This is a genomic window from Arthrobacter mobilis (assembly GCF_012395835.1).
GTDB classification, from domain to species: Bacteria; Actinomycetota; Actinomycetes; order Actinomycetales; family Micrococcaceae; genus Crystallibacter; species Crystallibacter mobilis.
Genome location: NZ_JAAZSQ010000001.1, coordinates 87,441 through 100,427 on the forward strand (window position 1 = coordinate 87,441; position 12,987 = coordinate 100,427).

The 12,987-nt window shown below is 68.5% G+C and carries 10 protein-coding genes; 6 read left to right on the forward strand and 4 right to left on the reverse strand.

The window, feature by feature from the left end; genetic code table 11:
• The first annotated feature begins 116 nt into the window (after positions 1–116).
• A complete protein-coding gene (locus HGG74_RS00435; RefSeq protein WP_168484381.1) occupies positions 117–581 on the forward strand; it encodes a GNAT family N-acetyltransferase in 465 nt (154 codons plus the stop codon).
• Positions 582–601: 20 nt separating this feature from the next.
• Positions 602–1,300: a GNAT family N-acetyltransferase gene (locus HGG74_RS00440; RefSeq protein WP_168484382.1), complete on the forward strand. Its 699-nt coding sequence runs from the start codon at positions 602–604 to the stop codon at positions 1,298–1,300.
• A gap of 21 nt (positions 1,301–1,321) precedes the next feature.
• Here HGG74_RS00440 and HGG74_RS00445 read toward each other — a convergent pair whose 3' ends face one another.
• The 3 genes from HGG74_RS00445 to HGG74_RS00455 form a co-directional block, all read right to left on the reverse strand.
• Positions 1,322–4,468: a UvrD-helicase domain-containing protein gene (locus HGG74_RS00445; RefSeq protein WP_168484383.1), complete on the reverse strand. Its 3,147-nt coding sequence runs from the start codon at positions 4,466–4,468 to the stop codon at positions 1,322–1,324.
• Positions 4,465–7,131, reverse strand: a complete 2,667-nt coding sequence (locus HGG74_RS00450; RefSeq protein ID WP_168484384.1) for a RecB family exonuclease — start codon at positions 7,129–7,131, stop codon at positions 4,465–4,467. Before HGG74_RS00450 ends, HGG74_RS00445 begins: the two co-directional genes overlap by 4 nt.
• A gap of 174 nt (positions 7,132–7,305) precedes the next feature.
• A complete protein-coding gene (locus HGG74_RS00455) occupies positions 7,306–8,244 on the reverse strand; it encodes an NAD-dependent epimerase/dehydratase family protein (protein WP_168484385.1) in 939 nt (312 codons plus the stop codon).
• A 149-nt stretch (positions 8,245–8,393) separates the two neighbouring features.
• Between HGG74_RS00455 and HGG74_RS00460 the strand changes: the two genes are divergently transcribed.
• From HGG74_RS00460 to HGG74_RS00470, 3 genes are all read left to right on the forward strand, one after another.
• Entirely contained in the window at positions 8,394–9,122 is a 729-nt protein-coding gene (locus HGG74_RS00460; protein ID WP_168484386.1) for a TetR/AcrR family transcriptional regulator, read from the forward strand.
• Positions 9,123–9,205: 83 nt separating this feature from the next.
• Entirely contained in the window at positions 9,206–9,979 is a 774-nt protein-coding gene (locus HGG74_RS00465; RefSeq protein WP_168484387.1) for an alpha/beta fold hydrolase, read from the forward strand.
• Between the two features lie 45 nt (positions 9,980–10,024).
• A complete protein-coding gene (locus tag HGG74_RS00470; protein WP_168484388.1) occupies positions 10,025–10,678 on the forward strand; it encodes a dihydrofolate reductase family protein in 654 nt (217 codons plus the stop codon).
• Between the two features lie 416 nt (positions 10,679–11,094).
• Here HGG74_RS00470 and HGG74_RS00475 read toward each other — a convergent pair whose 3' ends face one another.
• Positions 11,095–11,235 (reverse strand): hypothetical protein, encoded by a 141-nt coding sequence (locus HGG74_RS00475; protein WP_168484389.1) that lies wholly within the window; start codon positions 11,233–11,235, stop codon positions 11,095–11,097.
• 405 nt (positions 11,236–11,640) lie between these two features.
• Here HGG74_RS00475 and HGG74_RS00480 point away from each other — a divergent pair, with 405 nt between their 5' ends.
• Positions 11,641–12,744, forward strand: coding sequence for a type I restriction endonuclease (locus HGG74_RS00480; protein WP_168484390.1), 1,104 nt, complete (start codon positions 11,641–11,643; stop codon positions 12,742–12,744).
• The last annotated feature ends 243 nt before the right edge of the window (positions 12,745–12,987 follow it).

Here is a 12,987-nt window from a genome sequence, read left to right on the forward strand (position 1 = left end):
CATTGCTGCCGGACCGGAAACGTTCGTACCGTGGAAGCGCGGCAGCACAAGGCCGGTCAGGCCCCGCTGCCCACGCCGCATGCCACTACGAGAGTCCAGAAAGATCCACACCGCTCATGACTGATACCCCGACCGTTTCCGTCCGTCCGCTCGATCCCTCCGACGAACCTCGCTGGCGCGAGCTGTTCCGCGGCTACCGCGACTTCTACCGCCTGGACGAATCCGAGGACGTCGTCTCGCGGGTGTGGGGCTGGCTCATGGACCCCGGGCACGAATGCCAGGCTCTGGTTGCCGAGTCCGCGGACGGCATCGTGGCGATCGGCCACTACCGCCGCTTCCCGCGCCCCTCCACCGGCACTGTCGGCATCTGGCTCGATGACCTCTTCACCGCACCCGAAGCCCGGGGCAGGGGAGCCGCGCGTGCGCTGATCCAGCGGCTCACCGGGATCGCAGGATCGGAAGGGCGCTCGGTCGTGCGGTGGATCACCGCGGACGACAACCACCAGGCCCAGGCGCTCTACGACCAGGTCGCGGCCCGCACCCACTGGGTCACCTACGACGCCGCACCGGCCAGCTCGTGAGCCGCGGGGAAGGAACCCCGATGACGACGACGAACGCGTACGGGCAGCCCCTCGGTGATCCGGTCCCGGACTGGGCACCGGCTGGGCTCCCGGATGCGGTGACGGTTCCGGGACGGTACTGCACGCTTGAACTTCTCGATCCCGACCGGCACGCCGAGGACCTTTATGCCGCCTACGCGGCCGCGCCCGACGCCCGCGACTGGACGTACCTGCCGGTCGGGCCGTTCCCCACGCCGCGGTCCTACCGCGACTGGGCGATTGCCGCGGCGAAGACCCGCGACCCCCGGCACTACGCCGTCATTGACAACGCCACCGGCCGTGCACTCGGCACCCTTTCGCTGATGCGGCACGACCCTGCCAACGGGGTCATCGAGGTCGGGTACGTCGTCTTCTCCCGCGCCCTTCAGCGCACCCCGGCCTCCACCGAAGCGCAGTTCCTGCTCATGCGGTACGCCTTCGACGATCTCGGGTACCGCCGGTACGAGTGGAAATGCGACAGCCTCAACGAACCCTCCCGCAAGGCCGCCGAACGCCTCGGCTTCACCTACGAAGGCACATTCCGCCAAGTGGTCGTCTACAAGGGCCGCAACCGCGACACCGCCTGGTACGCCCTCACCGACCACGACTGGCCGCCCGTGCGCGACGCGTTCGAGAAGTGGCTCGACCCCGCCAACTTCGACACCGACGGCCGCCAACGCGATCCTCTGCGGACGCGCTGACCGGCCCTATTGAAACCACCTCTAAGCCAGTGCGTAGATCTTTCCCAGCGCCGGCAGATGGATCAGCGTCTCGACCACCGGCGTGCCGGTCGTGGCGAGGACCGCTTCGCGGTAGGCCGCCATCTGGCCCAGGTACCTGTCCTTGATGTGCCCGGCGGGATCGGTGCCGGGGTAGCTCTTGTGGTCGATCAGCACGTAGCCGTCCGCCGTGTCCACGAGCAGGTCGATCCAGCCTTCCATGACCTGGTTGGCGTCATTGCGCCAGCCGATGGGCACTTCCCGAAGCAGGGGAGCGCCGGGATAGGCGGCCGCGAGGAACCCTGCCAGCCGCCCGCCGGCGGTGACGAGCAGGTCCGCGGTGACGTGTTCGCCGACGTTCCAGCGGTCGATGATCTGCTTGGCCAGGCCGAGTTGGGCATCGGGGGAGAGGGTTTCGTAGGCGGTGCCGAGGTAGGTATGGATGGCGGAGCCGACGGTGTCCCAGCCGGCGGCGCCGTGCTCGATGAGCCGCTCGCCGAGATGGGTTTTCTCCAGGACCGCGGCGTCCGGGGCGTCGGAGGCCTTGCTGGCCCGGATCCGCGCGGGCGGGTATTCGACGCCGGTGATGCGCGGGGCGGCGTCTGTGTAGCGGACGACGGCGGTGTCCCCGGCTCCGCCGGCCGGCTGGCCTGGCTCGTAGGAGTAGACGCCGGCGGGCAGGGACTCGCTGCCGGCGACATGGATGGCGCCGTCATCATCCGAGCCGGACCAGGAGATCAGGTCCGGGACGCCCAGCAGGTTCAGCCCCTTCGGCGCCGGCGTCTGGGCGGTCAGTACGGTGGTCTGGATGGAGCGGGTCATGCCCACGTACATCAGCCGGGACAGGTTCCGGCGTTCGCGCTCCTCGGCGCGGGCGTGCACGTCCGAGGCTTTCGCCCGTTCGTCCAGCGGCGAGCCGCCGTAGGGGAAGGGCTTGGGCCAGAACCTTATCCAGCGCCCGGCCAGCGGGTGGTTGACGTCGAAGCTGCCGGACTGCTCAACAGCAGTGCCGAAGGCGCCGGCCCCGGGGCCTTTGTCCAGGCTTTCCAGCACCACCACCGGCCATTCCAGCCCCTTGGCCTTGTGGTAGGTCATCACGTGGACGACGTCGTCGCCGGAGTTCTCGGCGCCCTGCGCCTCCTCGTCGGCCAGGAAGCGCAGGCAGCCGCGCAGGGTGGCCGGCGTCTTCAGCGCCTTGCAGGCTTCGTAGTAGGTGTTCAGGCAGGCGCGGAAGGCGTCCAGGTTCCGCAGCCGGGTGGCCGGCATGGTCCAGGACTTGATCAGCTCGGGCAGTCCCAGCAGGCTGACAGCCTCCTCGAACACCTCGGTGGGTGTGGCCCGGCCGGCGCGCTCGCGCAGCCCGGCCAGGACGGCGGCGACCGGGTCCTGGGCCCAAGTCTCGAGGATGCCGTCGGGCACGGTGGCGCCGAGCAGCGTGGGCTGCCAGTCCGCGTGTGCGCCGTGCCCGGGATGCAGGGCCACGATTTCGGTCAGCGCCACGGTGTCCCGGGCGTCGGCCACGAAGGCCATGGCGGCCCGGGCCAGCTGGATCTCGCGGGCGGCGAAGAGCGGATTCGGATTGAGGCTGGTGCGGATGCCCAGGGCGTCCAGCGCGGCGGCGAGGTTGGCGACGTCGTCGTTGGAGCGGGCCAGGACGGCGACGTCGGCGGGCCGCAGTTCCGGGCGGCGGGTGAGCAGGTCGGCGACGCCGGCGGCCGTGGCGGCGAGCCGGTCCCCGTCCTTGCGCTGCTCCCGCAGCCAGGCTTCAAGGCTGCCCTGCGGCCAGTGCGCATGGGCGGAGGGCAGGTCCAGGTGCACGGCTTCCCGGGGCATGCCCACGGCGGCGAACACCGGTTCGAACACGGCGTTGGACAGGTCCACCACCGCCTGCTGTGAGCGCCAGGACTCGTGCAGCCGCTCGGTCTTGTCGACGTTGGCGACGACGGCGTTCATCAGCTCCGGGTCGGTGCCGCGGAACTCGTAGATCGCCTGCTTGGGATCGCCCACCCACACGCATTCGTCCACCAGCCGGCCCAGTTGCAGGAACAGCTCCAGCTGGAGCGGGCTGGTGTCCTGGAACTCGTCCACTACCAGGAACTTCACCCGCTGCCGGAAGGAATCGCGGAAGGCCTGGTTGTTCCGGGCCAGCCCGACGACCAGGGTTTCCTGGTCCACGAAGTCCATCAGCCCGTGCCGGCGCTTGAAATTTTTGTAAGTTTCCAGGCATTCGGCGGCGCACTCGAAGACCAGCCGAATGAACTGCTCGACGTCGTGGTGGAAGGCCGGGTTGGCCAGCAGGTTTTCCTTGACCGCGGTGACGGGGCCTTCGAAGTGCCGCTTGATCCAGGCGGAACTGTCCGAGGGGACCAGGCCGCGCCACTGCTCCCAGGCAATGCTGTCGGGCGCGCCGAGGGCGGAGATCCTGTCGTTGACTACCGGCCACTTGGCCGCGAAGTTGGCGGCGGTGGTCTTGACCGCCTTGCCGTCAGCGTCCACCCCGGTCCGTGCCGCGGAGACCAGTCCGGGCAGCAGCTGCCTGAACTGCCGCAGCCACTCCGCCCGCTCGTCGGTCTCCGCCGGCTCGTCCAGCAGCTGGCGGAACCCTTCCCAGGACCGCTCCCCGCAGCCAGCCAAATCCGCCGGGGAAAGCATGTTGTTCCGTGCCGCGTCGCAGATCCGGCGCACGGTGGCGTCCCAGCCGCCGTCGTCGTCGAGCTGGCTCAGCCGCCGGGCGGCCGGCAGGATCCGGTCCGAGTACTCGGCGAGCACCCCGTCGGTGGCCAGCCGGAACAGGGCCGCCTGCTCCTCCTCGGCGATCACGTCCAGGGCGGGGGAGAGGCCGGCATCGATCGCGTATTCGGTCAGCAGCCGGCCGCAGACGCTGTTGACCGTGCCGATCAGGCTCACGGACAGCTGCTGCGCGGCATTGCGCAGCCGGACCGGGTCCTGGCTGCCGTCCGGGGCGTCCAGCAGCTTGGCGGCAATGCGCTCGCGCAGCTCGCCGGCGGCCTTTTTGGTGAAGGTGGTGGCCATGATGCCCGAGGCCGGCACGCCTGCGGCGATCTTTTCGGCGATGATCCGGGTCAGGGTGTAGGTCTTGCCAGTGCCCGCGCTGGCGGACACCATGGTGACGTTCTCCAGCGCGTTCACGAAAAGTCCCCCTTGAGTCCGCACAGCGTGGTGAAGTTGCAGAAATTGCACGGCGGTTTCCCGTAGTGCCGGCCCTCCGCTTCGGCCAGTTCCTCACCGTACGGCTCGCCCGCGGCGGCCAGTTCGGCATCGAGCCGCGGACCGGCGGTGATCCGGCCGTTGACCACTTCGGTGACCGTGAACGACGCCGCCGCCACGGTCTTCTGCCACAGCATCGCCGGCGGCTGGGCCGCCTCCAGCGGATTGCCGAAGGCGGCATGCGTGGAGGCGAACGTTCCCTGCTTGAGCAGGTAGTAGGCGGTCGGCGCCTCCGGTGCCGCGCCGTCGTCGTCGAGCGCCCACTGGTACAGCGCCAGCTGCACGGCCTTGCCCTCGCGCACCTCGGCCACCCGGTACTTGTCCCGGTTGCTCCACTTCAGGTCCACCACCACGCGCCGGCCCTCGGTATCGATCCCGACGACGTCGGCCTTGCCGGTCACGGGGACGGTCACTTCGGTGCCGTCCACGTCCAGGACCAGCGGCTTCTCGAAGTCCTGCTCCATCGCCTGGATGGCGACACCGGCCTTGCTCAGCGTGCTGAAGAACTTCAGCACCGACTCCTGCACAATGACGCGCAGGTGCTTCAGCCGGCTCTGCTGGCCCGGCAGCAGCAGCTCCGAGGCCATCCGCGGCAGCAGCAGGTCGATCTTCGCGTCGATCTCCTCGGGCACCGGCACCGCCCGGTGCGCCTGCTGCAGGTCCCGGTGCAGCTCCTCGACCACCTTGTGGGTGAAGGTACCGATCATCCGGTTGCCCGTGGGCACCTCGTCCGCCTCCGCCACCCGGAGCCTGGCCTTCTTCTCCAGCACCCAGGCCAGCGCACAGCCGATCAGGGTGGACAGCTGGCTGAAGGAGAGCTTCTCCGGGGCCAGGTCCGGGCGCGGGCCAAGATCGAAGGACGACGGCGGCACCGTGGTTTCACAGGCTGGCACCGGCACCAGCCGGGCCTGCCGGCCGGCCAGCTGCCAGGTATCACCCTCGAGCAGGGTCTCCGGCGCTACCTTGCGGGCCTTGACCCGGTCCGCGATGGACAGCGGCGTGCCGTCCTCGCCGGTCTGCCCGGGCTGGTCGGCGACCAGGGCCTCGAGCAGCGGATTGCCGTCCACGCGCTCGCCGTCCTGCTGGCGGACCTGGACGATCAGCAGGTTCCGGCAGCGGCGCGCGGCGGCCAGCGTCTGGGCCACGGTGAGGGCCGCGAGGCTTTCGGCCGAGGGAAGCTCGACGCCGATGCCCGCCAGCGCCTGCCGGTCGCCGTCGTCCCAGCGGCGGCCGGGGGAGATGGTGCCGGCCTGGAAACCCCACCACAGCACGTCCTCGACGTCGTCCATCAGTTCGTTGAGGTGGTTCAGCCGCAGCCACGGCGCCGCCTCGGCCGCGGCCAGCGGGCTGGAGGTCTCCGCGACCACGGAGGCGGCCATCCGGCGCAGGTCCCGTCGGGAGACCCGCGGCAGGCCGGAGACCAGTGTGAGCAGCGTCTTCAGCTGGTCCGCCGTCGTGGCCAGCGGTTCGTTGACCGGGACCAGGGCCGCGAGGCGCCCGGCCAGCCATTCGCATTTGCCGGCGAGCTCGGCGCCGGAAACGTTGCTGTCCTCCAGCAGCAGGCCGGTGGAGAACAGGCCGTCCAGCTCAGCGGCCAGCTCCGGACCAAGCTCGGCTTCCCCGGCGATCTCCTGGAGGGCCTGCTGCCAGGCCGGGCCGCCGGTGCCCGGCTCCTCGGCCAGCGCCTTCTGGAGCGCCCGGGCCGCCTTGGCCCGCACCGGGCCCGGGTACACCGGCAGGGAGAGGAACTCGCCCAGCAGCTGCACATTGACCGGGCCCCAGATGACCTCCAGGAACAGCGGGATGATCTGGTCCTGCGCCCGCCATGCGGACTTGCTGCCCACGCCGAGCCGCGGCAGGCCGTGCCCGGCCAGATGCTGGTCCAGCACGCCGGTCGGCTGCGAAGCGACGACGGCGGTGCCGGCGCTTACTGCCGCTCTTTCGGCGCCGCCGGCCGCCAGCCAGCGGGCGGCGTGCTCGGCCGCCTCCCACTCGGTCTCGGCCTCCAGCACCGTGATCCGCGGAGGCTGCCGGAATCCGTTCTCAGGTTCGATGATCCGCACGCCCCGGGACTCCAGCTTCGCCAGGATCCGCCGCCAGATCTCCGGCAGCGTGCCGAGGGGATGCTGCAGCTCGATCACCTCGATGCCCAGCGGCAGCGGCGAGTCCAGCGCGTCGGGCAGCGCGGCAATATCATCCACCAGGGCCGGGTCCAGCGGCAGCCCGGCCCGTTCCAGCTCCGCCAGGCAGCGCATCAGTTCGGAGACTTTCCCGTCCGGCAGGGTCCCGTCCCAGCCGTTGGCCACCAGTTCGTCGCGGGCCCGCAGCAGTTCCTGCGCCGTGGACCACGGATCCACCTCGAACGAGCCGTGGAACCACGAATCGGGGGTGTCCGCCGCCTGCAGCCGTGCCAGGTACTGCTGTACGCGTGTCACGTAGGAATCCGGCAGTTCGGGCCGGGTGGTGCCCAGACGGGTCTGGAGCAGCTTGGTCAGCCCTTCCCGCCCCACCCGGACCGCGTTCAGCCCGGGGGACTGGAAGGCCCACGGAGCACGGTCCAGGAACCAGCCGAATTCAACTCTCATTCATCCCCCAAACGATGAGTTCCCGGTGCGGCGGTGCTCCGGAAGCAGGTGGGCCACTGGTTCGGTTGTACCACGGGCAGGTGACAGGATCCGGATGTTTCACCGGGTGGCACCGGAGTGACGGCCCGGCGGAAATGGCAGATCCCGGCCGGCGCGCAGTGGCGGCGGCAGGACTCAGGCTGCCGGGACGGGCTGGCGGTTCCGCCACCAGGCGACCGTGGCGGCAGCGCCCTCGGCCAGCGGCGTGGGGGAGAGGCCGAGCTCGGCCTCGCTGCGCGTCGAGTCCATCACGAACGGGGCGTCGAACTGGTAGGCAACCTCGGCCAGCTCGCGCATGTCGCGGCTGGCAGCTCCCAGGACGCGCAGCACCCAGCCCGGGATGCCCGAAACCTTAGGCGCCGGCAGGCCGGCGGCGCGGGCGTAGGCTTCCACCATCGCCCGCTGCGTGGTCGGGGCGGTGGGGGCGTGCAGCACCCGGTTCCACAGCTCCGGCCGCTGGGCCGCGCGGATCATCGCGGCCGCGAGGTCCGGGACGTAGGTAAAGGAATGCGGCGCATCGGGATTGCCGACGGCGGCCAGGCGCCGGCCGCCGAAGACGGCACTGAGCATGTGCTCGCCGGCGTGGGCGTTCATCGCGAACGGTCCGTAGAAATCCGCGGCGACCACACTGACCGTGTCCGCGGCCGCAGCGGCCCGCGCCTCGAGCAGGGCGGTGCGCACGCCCCGCTTGCCCCCGGAGGCCCGGCGCGGTGAATCCTCGCGCATGGTCAGCTGCGGCTCCGAGTAGGAGTAGAGGCTCTCGGGGAAGACCACGGGAATGCCCTGGCGTCCGGCCGCGTCCAGGACCAGTTGCTCGGCGCGTGGCAGGACCTCCCGCCAGGCCTTGGCGGTGTAGGGAGCGTGGATGCAGTGGAAGACGGCTGCTGCATCATCCATTGCGGCTTCCAGCCGGGCTGCGTCCATGGCGTCGGCCTGGATCCGGTGGATGCGGGGATGGTCCGGGCCGCTGCCGGAACGGCTGGCCAGGGTGACGGTGTGCCCGGTGTCGACGAGCTGGAGGGCGACGGTGGAACCGACTGGGCCGGCTCCGGTGACGAGGTAGTGCTGGGACATGACGTCCTCCTTTGGGCTGGGTGGGGTCCGAGATTTCGGTAAATCGTGAGCGGTGCTCTCGAATATGAGTCTGAGACTGACGGCCCTGCCTGTCAAGAGCACTGCTCACAAAAGTTGACGCTGCTCTCTTCGGGGTGTGTGATGGACCCATGGCAAAGACACCGACCCCGCGCGAACAGGCCCGGCAACGCACGATCGCCGAAATCCTGCGGATCGGTCGGGAGCAGCTCGCCAAGGAGGGGGCGGCCGCGCTGTCCCTGCGCGCCGTCGCCCGCGAACTGGGCGTGGTGTCCTCCGCCGTCTACCGGTATGTCGCCAGCCGCGACGAGCTGCTGACCCTGCTGGTGGTCGAGGCCTACACCGAACTGGGCGACCGGGTGGATGCCGCCGTCGACGCTGCCCCCGGGACGCCGTTCGAACGCTTCGCCGCGCTCGCCCGCGCCGTGCGCGAGTGGGCCCTGGCCGAGCCGGCGCGGTACGGGCTGCTGTTCGGTGCACCCGTGCCCGGCTACCACGCACCCGCCGAGCAGACCACCGCCCCCGGAACCCGCGTGGTGGCGCGGCTGGCCGGGATCCTCGAGCAGGCCTGGGCCGTCCAGGGCGGAGGCTCCGCGGACGACGACGGGGCGGGGCCCGGGGGCAGGCTGCCGGCCCAATTGGCCGCGGACCTGGAGACCATACGCCGCGAGTACGGACTCACTATTCCGGTGCAGCTGCTCGCCCGCGGGATCACGGTCTGGTCGGGCCTGTTCGGCGCCGTCAATTTCGAAGTCTTCGGCCAGTATGGGCGGGGCACGTTCACCGACCCGGCCGCATACTTCGAGCTCGTGATCCGGCAACTCGCCGCGCAGGTTGGAATACCGGAGGGCCCGGGCTGAACCTGGCCCCGGACCCTTGCAGGGCGGACCGTCCCGGAGTACAAGGGGAACATCCACCGGCTCCGAGCCTGCAGGAGAACGCCATGGTCCAGACCGTCCAGTCAGCCGACGGCACCACCATCGCCTACGAGCAGGCCGGCAGCGGCGCCCCGCTCGTCATCGTGGGCGGGGCGCTGAACAACCGCCAGTCGGCAGCGGCCTTGGTGCCGCCGCTGGCCGGGGACTTCACGGTCATCACCTACGACCGCCGCGGACGCGGCGACAGCACCGATACCCCGCCCTACGCCGTCGACCGCGAGATCGAGGACCTGCGGGCGCTCGCCGACGCCGCCGGCGGACCGGTGCACCTCTACGGGCACTCCTCGGGCGCCATCCTGTGCCTGGAAGCTGCCGCGGCGGGCGTCTCGGTCCGCAAGATCGCCGTCTACGAGCCGCCGTACTTCACCCACCACGTCAGGGACGAACCGTGGGAGGTCTTCGCCAACAAGGTCAAGACCTTGGCGGACACCGGCCACGGGGACCAGGCGGTGGAGGCCTTCATGCGGCACGCCGGCGTCCGCTTCGACGAGCGGGTGAAGCAGGAGCCGTGGTGGCCGGCAGTGGTGGCCCTGGCCCCGACGCTGCACTACGACCTGACCTTGGAGGCGGACGGCGTCGTGCCGGAGGAACGTTTTGGCAGCATCACCGCCCCGGTGCTCGCCCTGTACGGGGACGCCAGCCCGGACTGGGCAGTAGCCTCGGCGGCGGCCGTGGCTACCTCGGTCAAGGACGGTCACCAGGGCGTCATTCCCGGGCACGGCCACGACGTGCCGCCCGAGGCCCTCGTGCCGTTCCTCATCGGGTTCTTCCACGAATGACTGTCAGGTTCGGCCCACCGCCGGACCGTAGGAGAGGGGTACTGGATGCCTAAGTTGCGGGTCCACAATTTCGCCGTGTCCATCGACGGTTACGGAGCCGGTCCACATCAGAGCGTCGAGAATCCGCTGGGCGTGGGCGGGGAAAGCCTGCACGACTGGATCTTCACCACCGCCTTCGGCCGTCGCATGATGGGCGAAGACGGTGGCAGCACCGGCGTCGACAACGACTTCCTGGAGCGCGGGGAGCAGGGAATCGGCGCCACAATCATGGGGCGCAACATGTTCGGTCCCGTCCGTGGCGCGTGGAACGGCAGCGAATGGAAGGGCTGGTGGGGAGACAACCCGCCCTTCCACCATCCGGTGTTCGTCCTCACCCGGTTCCCGCGGTCCCCGGTCACGATGGAGGGCGGGACGGTCTTCAACTTCGTCACCGACGGCATCCAAGTCGCGCTCGAACAGGCCTTCGCCGCGGCGGGCGGGCAGGACGTGAGGCTCGGCGGCGGGGCGGCGACCGTCCAGCAGTACCTTAAGGCCGGGCTGGTCGATGACCTGCACCTGGCCGTGGTGCCGATCCTGCTGGGCGGCGGGGAGCAGCTGTTCGAGAACCTCGACGGCGGACCGGAGGGGCTGGAGCTGGCCGAGTTCACTCCGTCCGACGCCGTGGCGCACGTGCGGTTTGTTCGGGCGGGTGGGGCATGACAAAGTCCTGGAACGGGTGGGGACGCTCTTGGCTTATGCCTGTATCGGCCCTGCGTAGCCGCAGTCGCCATTAGAACACTGTCACACGGGGCCATCGCCTCCGGCAACGCAGCCTGCCATGAAGGCGTTCGGCGCCCGATTGTCCGGGTCCGGGACCCACATCCCGAAGACAACGGGCAAGCTTCCTGGCTGCACTGTGGGCAGATAGCGGTACTGTCCTCGCCGACGACCGGGTGGTCTTTTTCTCCTGCTGTCTAACCTCCGAAGGCTTCGAGATGCCGCCTCAGGGAGTCCGCTGTACGGGGTGGCTTTCTCTATCAAAACCCCGGCTTGCCGTATCTCTGATAGCAAAGGCCACATGAAGGGATGATTTCTTAGGTCAGGAATTCGGCTCCTTCCCGGGCGGTTTTACAACTTCAGGCATCTTGGCCGGGCTGCGCCATGAGCGCAGCCCGGATGACAGACTCTTCGACACCGTATTTCCTTGCGATCTCCTCCAGCCACAGCCCTAGACGACGCAGTTCTAGCAGTGTGGCGCGATCCGGCATTGCGTCCATCTTTTCCTCCTCGGCTACCGAGAAATGGGGATGACCCACGGGTTGTCCGGGCCGGCAAGGGACTTCCGGACCGGACAACATTAGGGATATCAGACGGGTCTGACACTTTTTGCCGGAATGGCCTACGGGCAGGCACGGTCTCGGTGCGGCGTCATCATTCCTCCCCGAACCGGCACGGGATCCCCTTGAGCAGTGGGTTCGGCAGCACAGTCCAGACCTTCTTCTCCAGTGGTGTCATCCCGGAAAACAGCGCTCTGTGTAACGCCGTAACCGTGCGCGTGCGACTTTCCACCCGGGGCGCAGTGCAGCGCAGAAAGCATTTTGCTCGACCCGGACTGCAATGTACGAACGGTGGCTTGGCCAGCGATATGGTTGCGCGTATAACCAAAGACGAAGGGGGAACAAATGGAGTTTGCGGAAAGACTGATGGCTCTGGCGGCAAAGGTGCGCCAGCAGCGGGCATCGATCGAGACCGAGGAGGCGACGAAGAACGCGTTCGTCATGCCGTTCATCTCGACCATCCTCGGCTACGACGTGTTCAACCCGCTGGAGGTCGTCCCCGAATTCACCGCCGACGTCGGAGTTAAGAAGGGCGAGAAGGTCGATTACGCCATCATGCACAATGGCGAGGTCCAGATCCTGATCGAGTGCAAGAAGTCCAAGGAACCGGTCAAGATCGAGCACGCCTCGCAGCTGTTCCGCTACTTCGCCGTCACCAACGCCCGGATTGCGATCCTGACCAACGGCGAGGTCTACCAGTTCTTCACCGATCTGGACGCACCGAATCGCATGGATGCCAAGCCCTTCCTGGTCCTGGACCTGAACGACATTGACGAAACCCTCATCCCGGAACTGCAGAAGCTTTCCAAGGATGTGTTCGACCTCGACTCGATCATCAGCGCCGCCGGCGAGCTCAAGTACATCGGCCAGATCAAGAGGACGCTCGCCGCGCAGTTCAAGGAACCGGAGGACGAGTGGGTCAAGTTCTTCACCTCACGGGTCTACGAGGGCGCCTTCACCCAGCGGGTCCGCGAGCAGTTCACCACCCTGGTGGCCAAGGCCACGAAGCAGTTTCTGAACGACCAGGTGAACGAGCGCCTGAAGACCGCCCTCGGCGGTCCGGCCTACCCCCACAGCGACGATGCCGTTGCCGCTGCCGCCGTTACCAGCGAGCCGGTGGTGGAAAGCGACCTGGAGGAGGCGGAGGCCCTTGAAACCACCCTGGAGGAACTGGAGGGCTACCAGATCGTCCGCGCTATCGTGTGCAGCGAAGTGAAGCCCTCCCGGATCGCGCAGCGTGACGCCAAGAGCTACTTCGCGGTCCTGCTCGATGACAACAACCGCAAGCCCATTGCCCGCCTGCACTTCAACCGGACCCAGAAGTACATCGGACTGTTCGACGAGAACAAGGCCGAAACCCGGGTTCCCATCAACTCCCTGGAGGAAATCTACGAGCACACCGAGACGCTGCGGGCAAGCGTCCGGAACTACCTCTCGACGGGGAACTAATTCAGAGGGCGTGGTCGTCGGTCCAACCGGGTGAAGTCTTCATGCCGCTAAATGCTGGAAAGCCAAGACCGCGACTAGTGTCGCTGAGTACTGAAGCCGTGGAGCTAGCTTAGGTTGGGTGGAGTACGCGGCACTCCACCCAACCTGAGCCGCCATCAACATCGTTGATGGCGAAGGGAATCAGCCGGGTCGGTGGCTAATAATGTCCTTCACCTCAATTAGCCTGGCCTGGTGAACGCTTTC